This window comes from Nocardia sp. NPDC057668 (assembly GCF_042799795.1).
In the GTDB taxonomy this organism is placed as follows: Bacteria; Actinomycetota; Actinomycetes; order Mycobacteriales; family Mycobacteriaceae; genus Nocardia.
This window is the reverse complement of the sequence record NZ_JBHVIC010000002.1, coordinates 952,220-957,473: the sequence shown is the minus strand read 5'-3', so window position 1 is coordinate 957,473 and position 5,254 is coordinate 952,220. Positions and strand designations below refer to the sequence as shown.

Here is a 5,254-nt window from a genome sequence, read left to right as displayed (position 1 = left end):
CCCACGGGTGGCGATCACCTCGGTGATCGCCACCGGCGGACCTATACGGTTGCGGGGGTGGCGGTTTCGGTGAAGGCGGGGATGGTTGCCGTTTCGGCCATGGCGCGGGCGCCCGCGTCGTTCAGGTGCATGCCGTCGCCGCTGTCGTAGTCGGGGCGGATGAAGCCGGGGCGGGCCGGATCCTCCACCGCCGCGGCCACGTCGAAGACGGCGTCGAACAGGGGGGAATCGCGGAGCCAGGCGTTGACCTCGGTGCGGACCGGCAGGCCGTCGGCGACGGTCAGGCCGGGGTAGATCGCGCCGGCGAAGGGGCCGATCGTGTTCACGTAGATCGGCAGGCCCGCCGCGTGGGACCGGCGCGCCAATTCGGTGTAGCCGGCGATCAATTCGGCCGCGGTCGCCGCGCCCGCCAGGATCAGGTCGTTGATGCCGAAGTTGACCCAGACCGCGGCCACGCCGGGCACCGCGAGCACGTCGCGGTCGAAACGGGTCAGGCCGCGCTCGCCGATCTGATCGCTCAGCAGCCGGCTGCCGGAGATGCCCTGGTTCACCGCCCAGCCGCGGGTCAGGCGGGCGTTGAGCACATCCACCGAGCGGCGGTTGGCCCCGTGCGTGGAACCCACGCCCTCGAACCAGGAATCGCCGAACGCGACCAGGACCGGCGTCGCCGCCGCGGTGAAAACGTCCACGCCGGTGAGGAAGTAGCGCGAGGTGGTCTCCTCGGCGCCGGGCAGCGCGCCCGCGCCGGTGTGGTCACCGGCGACGACCCAGCCGGACTCACCCGGCAGCTGGGAGAAGGCCGCGGGTCCGGTCGGCTCCGGGAAGTACAGGCTCAGGGCGACGTCCATGCCCGCGGTCACGGCCAGATCGACAGGGTCGCTGACGATTTCGCCGCCCGCCGGAATCCGGGCCGCGGTCGCACCGCCGAACCGGAGCACGTGCTCGTCGGCGCTCACGATCGCCTCCCCATTCTCGCGCGGCGCCACGCGCGCCGCGCCGATCACCAATTCGGTTGCGGCGTAACGATTGCTCAGGCGCACCCGCAGTCGCGAGCCGCCACCGGCCAGGCGCACCACCTGGCGCAGCGTCTCCCCGGCGAATTCGCGCGATTCCGCCAGCCGAATCTCCTCGGCGGGGTTCACCAGCGGGGTGCGGAAGCCGGCGATCCAGTCCTGTGTGCTCATCGAAACCTCATTTAGTTGCAGTGCGGAATATTGCTTGAGCAACAACATACCCGGAATGTTCCTCATGTCAACTATCCGCAGTGAAACTTCTTGGTCTAGGCTGACTCGTGTGGACCCCCAGCAACTCTTCGACGACCCCAGGCTGACCGCGGCCGGCCTGCTCTTCGAGGCGCACGCCGGCCTGGTGGCCCGGCTCGAGCCCAGCTATCGCGACAGCGGACTCTCGAGCCTGGACCTCAATGCCCTGATGCGCCTGACCCGTTCGCCCGGCCGCAGGCTCCGCATGACGGATCTGGCGGGGCAGACGCGCCTGTCCACCAGCGGTGTCACCCGCCTGGTGGACAGGCTGGAACGCAACGGATTCGTCCGCCGGGAAGCGGACCCGACCGACCGGCGCAGCTCCTACGCCGTCCTGACCGAGGCTGGCGCGGCGAGCGTCGCCCAGGCCCTGCCCGCCTACCTGGACGGCGTCGACACCTGGCTCACCGGCCTGCTCGACCCCGCCCAGCTGACGGCCCTGCTCGACGCGCTGCGCGTCATCCGCGACGCCACCAACCCCGACGCCACCCGGATCACCGGCTAGCCGTCAGCTCGCCCGCCTCGCGCCACGAATTGCGTTCCGCTGTGAAGGCTTTCGACTGACCGGCCCGGAAATCGGCGATGGACCCGGCGTTGTCGGCCAGGAACCGGCGATAGTCGGCGAGCCGGAACTCGCCGTCCTGGGCCAGCAGCTCACCGCGCCCGGCCGCCACGTCGGCGCGCAGATCCAGCAGCTCGTCCGCGCTCACCGGATACCAGCTGATCCGGTCGAAATACCGGAGCAGCCAGGGATCTTCACCGACGCCGGTGGACCGGTGATTCCACACCTGGGTCGTGCGGCCCACGAACTGGTAGCCGCCGGGACCCTCCATCCCGTAGATGCACAGGTACGCGCCGCCGATGCCGACCGCGTTCTCCGGGGTCCAGGTGCGGGCCGGGTTGTACTTGGTGGTGACCAGGCGGTGCCGCGGATCGGTGGGGGTGGCCACCGGCGCGCCCAGGTACACATCGCCCAGGCCCAGCACGAGGTACTCGGCCGCGAAGACGGTGTCGAAGACCTCGTCGACGGTGGCCAGACCGTTTGCGCGCCGGATGAATTCGATGTTCCACGGGCACCACGGCGCGTCGGCGCGCACGCCGTGCATGTAGCGCGTGATGGCCTCGCGGGTGGAGGGGTCGTCCCAGGACAGCGGCAGCCGCACGGTCCGGCTGGGCACCACCAGCTCGTCCGCGGCGGGCAGTTCGTCCTCCACCTCGGCCAGCAGGTCGAGCAGCTTGCGGGTCGGCAGCCGATCGGGATCGGTGCGCACCTGGAGCGAACGGATACCCGGGGTGAGTTCGGTGACGCCCGGCTCCGAGCGCGCCAGCATGGCCTGGTGCAGCGCGTGCACGCGGGCACGCAGCTCCAGATCCAGTGTCATGTCGCCGTATTCGACCAGCAGGCCGTCGTTTCCTGCCCGCCGGTAGGTGACCGCGGGCGCGTCACCGTCCGAGCCGTCGCGGCGGGCCAGCACCCCGTCGTCGCCGTCACCACCGGCGGACAGCACGATCGGCCAGGCAGCCCGCCGTTCGGCGCCCAGCTCGCGCAGCGAGGCCGCCCGCTCCGCGCGCACCGGCACGAAGCGCACCTTGTCGCCCGGGGTGAGCTGGCCGAGCTTCCAGCGGTCGGCCGCCACCACCGTGACCGGGCAGACGAACCCGCCCAGGCTCGGGCCGTCCGGGCCGAGCAGAATCGGGGTGTCGCCCGTGAAGTCCAGCGCGCCTATGGAATACGCCGTGTCGTGAATGTTCGAGGGGTGCATGCCCGCCTCGCCCCCGTCGGGCCGCGCCCACTGCGGTTTCGGCCCGATGAGCCGCACGCCGGTCCGATCGGAGTTGAAGTGCACCTCGTAGTCGGTGCCGATGATGGTGTCGAAGTCGTTGCGGGTGAAGAACTCCGGCGCACCGTGCGGTCCCTCGGTGACCGCCAGCTCCCAGCGGCGGGTGAGCACCGGCTGATCGTCGCCGGGCACCCCGGCGGTCACCCTGCCCGGCGCGCCCAGCGCGAACTCGTCCTGCGCCAGCAGCGCCCGGCCGTTGCCGCCGCCGAACTTGCCCAGGGTGAAAGTCGAACGGCTGCCGAGGTATTCGGGCACCTCGATGCCGCCCGCGACGAGTACGTAGCACCGCATGCCCGGCCCGCGCACCGCGCCGATCTCCAGCACGCCGCCCGCGGGCACCGGGACGCTGCGCCACTGCCGCACGGGCCGCCCGTTCACCGTGACGGGTACCGGCGCGCCGGTGACGCAGACGTGGGTGGGCTCGTCGAACCGCAGCGCCGGACCGCTGAGCACGCATTCGAGCCCGGCCGCGCCCTCGGGGTTGCCCAGCGCCCGGTTGCCGAGCCGGAACGACAGATCGTCCATCGGACCCGACGGCGGTACGCCCACGTGCCAGTAGCCCACGCGGCCGGGCCAGTCCTGCACGGTGGTCTGCGCGCCGGGGCGCACCACGTGCAGGGTGGGCGCGGCCGCCCGTGCGGTGTTGTGGTCGCCGTCGGCGGGCTCGGTCGAGTGCGGGGTGGTCGCCGCCGCGCCGCCGCTCAGCGTGGCGGTCATCGGGTCACCACCATGCGCACCGGCGTGGGGTCGAAACCGTTGCAGGGGTTGTTGATCTGCGGGCAGTTCGACACCAGGACCAGGGTGTCGATCTCCGCGCGCAGGGTGATGGTCTTGCCCGGCGCGGACAGTCCGTCCACGATGCCCAGGGTGCCGTCGGCCTCGACCGGGACGTTCATGAACCAGTTGATGTTGGAGACCAGATCCCGTTTGCCCAGGCCCCACTTCATGGCTTCGAACAGGAAGTTCTCCACGCAGGCGTGCTGGTGCCGGGTGTGGTGGCCGTAGCGCAGGGTGTTGGACTCCTGCGAGCACGCGCCGGCCACGGTGTCGTGGTTGCCGACCTCGTCGGCGATCACGGTCATGAGCGCAGCGCCGGAATCGGTGCGCAGCACGCTGCCGGTGCTCAGGAAGATGTTGCGCTGGGCGGTGACGGTGGCCTGGGCGCTGTAGCGCTCGGTGTGGTCGGCGGCCGAGTACAGCAGGCAGTCCACGGCCTGGTTGCCGTGCAGGTCGATGATCTCGAGCTGCTCACCGGCGCGCACGACCGTGGACCACGGCGCGCTGGCGGGGACGACCTCGTCCAGGACGACGGTGCGGGCTGCGGTGATCATGCGTGGGCCTCCAGAGTGCGGGCGTGCCAGTCCTGTTCGGTGTTCTCCACCGCGCGCAGGTATTCCGGATCGGTGTTGGGCGTAAGGGCGGCATCGGCGGGCGCGGCCCAGGCCACCAGATCGAGATCGGTGGTCGGCGCGGGATCGAGCGGATGTTCGGCATTGGCCACGAGCAGGGTGACGGGCAGGTGCACGAGCAGTTCGACCGCCGCCCCCGCGCCCGCGCCGCCGGTGGGGGTGAGCCCGCCGTCCGGTTCGACCCGCACACCGCGGAAGAACGAGACCGAGGGGCCGATGTCGCGGGGTTCGAGGCCCTGCTTGACCCCGGCCATCCGCAGTTGCCGGCGCGCGAGGTCCGAAGGGCCGCACAGGGTGTCGTGGTGTCCGGAGGTATCGGTCAACAGGGTGGCCAGCACCCGCCCCTGATCCGAGAGCAGGGGATGACCCGCCCCCAGGTACGCCTGCCACGGCACCTTCACGGTGTCGGCGACATTGAGCCGCTCCCAGGGAGATTCGGCGCGCAGGAGCAGCAGGTGCGCGCAGGCCGACCCCGCCGGGTCGGACAGGCGCACCCGGGTGCCCCGGGCGAGCACGACATTCGCGTAGCCACCCGACGGAATCCGCTGGGCGAGAGTGATGCTCGCGGGATCGATCCCCGCGGGCAGCTCCGGCCCGGTGTGGGTCGCGGCCGCTGCCTGCGACCGGGCATGCGCCCGGGCGCTCGTGGTGTCCGCGGTGTTCGTCGTCATGGGTACTCCTTCCCTGCGCCGCTCACCGGTGAGCGGCGGCCGGATGTGATTGCGCGATGTCGTACTCGGCC

Annotated in this window: 5 protein-coding genes; 1 reads left to right on the top strand and 4 read right to left on the bottom strand. The window is 71.4% G+C overall.

Features of this window, described 5'->3' with window-relative positions:
* Positions 1 to 41: 41 nt before the first annotated feature.
* The gene (locus ACFVBH_RS17165; protein ID WP_379002388.1) at positions 42 to 1,184 is read right to left on the bottom strand and encodes a GDSL-type esterase/lipase family protein; all 1,143 of its coding nucleotides are present in this window, start codon (positions 1,182 to 1,184) and stop codon (positions 42 to 44) included.
* Between the two features lie 109 nt (positions 1,185 to 1,293).
* Between ACFVBH_RS17165 and ACFVBH_RS17160 the strand changes: the two genes are divergently transcribed.
* A complete protein-coding gene (locus ACFVBH_RS17160) occupies positions 1,294 to 1,767 on the top strand; it encodes a MarR family transcriptional regulator (RefSeq protein WP_354985929.1) in 474 nt (157 codons plus the stop codon).
* Here the strand turns inward: ACFVBH_RS17160 and ACFVBH_RS17155 are convergent.
* The 3 genes from ACFVBH_RS17155 to ACFVBH_RS17145 are packed head-to-tail and all read right to left on the bottom strand — an operon-like array spanning position 1,757 to position 5,183.
* Positions 1,757 to 3,820 carry a 5-oxoprolinase/urea amidolyase family protein gene (locus tag ACFVBH_RS17155; protein ID WP_379002385.1) on the bottom strand — a complete coding sequence of 688 codons (2,064 nt, stop codon included), beginning with the start codon at positions 3,818 to 3,820 and terminating at the stop codon, positions 1,757 to 1,759. The two genes, ACFVBH_RS17160 and ACFVBH_RS17155, sit on opposite strands and share 11 nt — an antisense overlap.
* Positions 3,817 to 4,434, bottom strand: coding sequence for an urea amidolyase associated protein UAAP2 (locus ACFVBH_RS17150; protein ID WP_379002383.1), 618 nt, complete (start codon positions 4,432 to 4,434; stop codon positions 3,817 to 3,819). The genes ACFVBH_RS17155 and ACFVBH_RS17150 overlap by 4 nt, the downstream gene beginning before the upstream one ends.
* On the bottom strand, positions 4,431 to 5,183 hold the full coding sequence (locus ACFVBH_RS17145; protein ID WP_379002381.1) for a DUF1989 domain-containing protein: 753 nt from the start codon (positions 5,181 to 5,183) through the stop codon (positions 4,431 to 4,433). The genes ACFVBH_RS17150 and ACFVBH_RS17145 overlap by 4 nt, the downstream gene beginning before the upstream one ends.
* Positions 5,184 to 5,254 lie beyond the last annotated feature (71 nt).

Coding starts and splice junctions, on each gene's coding strand:
- ACFVBH_RS17165 (WP_379002388.1), bottom strand. CDS start 1,184: ATGAGCACACAGGACTGGATCGCCGGCTTCCGCACCCCGCTGGTGAAC.
- ACFVBH_RS17150 (WP_379002383.1), bottom strand. CDS start 4,434: ATGATCACCGCAGCCCGCACCGTCGTCCTGGACGAGGTCGTCCCCGCC.
- ACFVBH_RS17155 (WP_379002385.1), bottom strand. CDS start 3,820: ATGACCGCCACGCTGAGCGGCGGCGCGGCGGCGACCACCCCGCACTCG.
- ACFVBH_RS17145 (WP_379002381.1), bottom strand. CDS start 5,183: ATGACGACGAACACCGCGGACACCACGAGCGCCCGGGCGCATGCCCGG.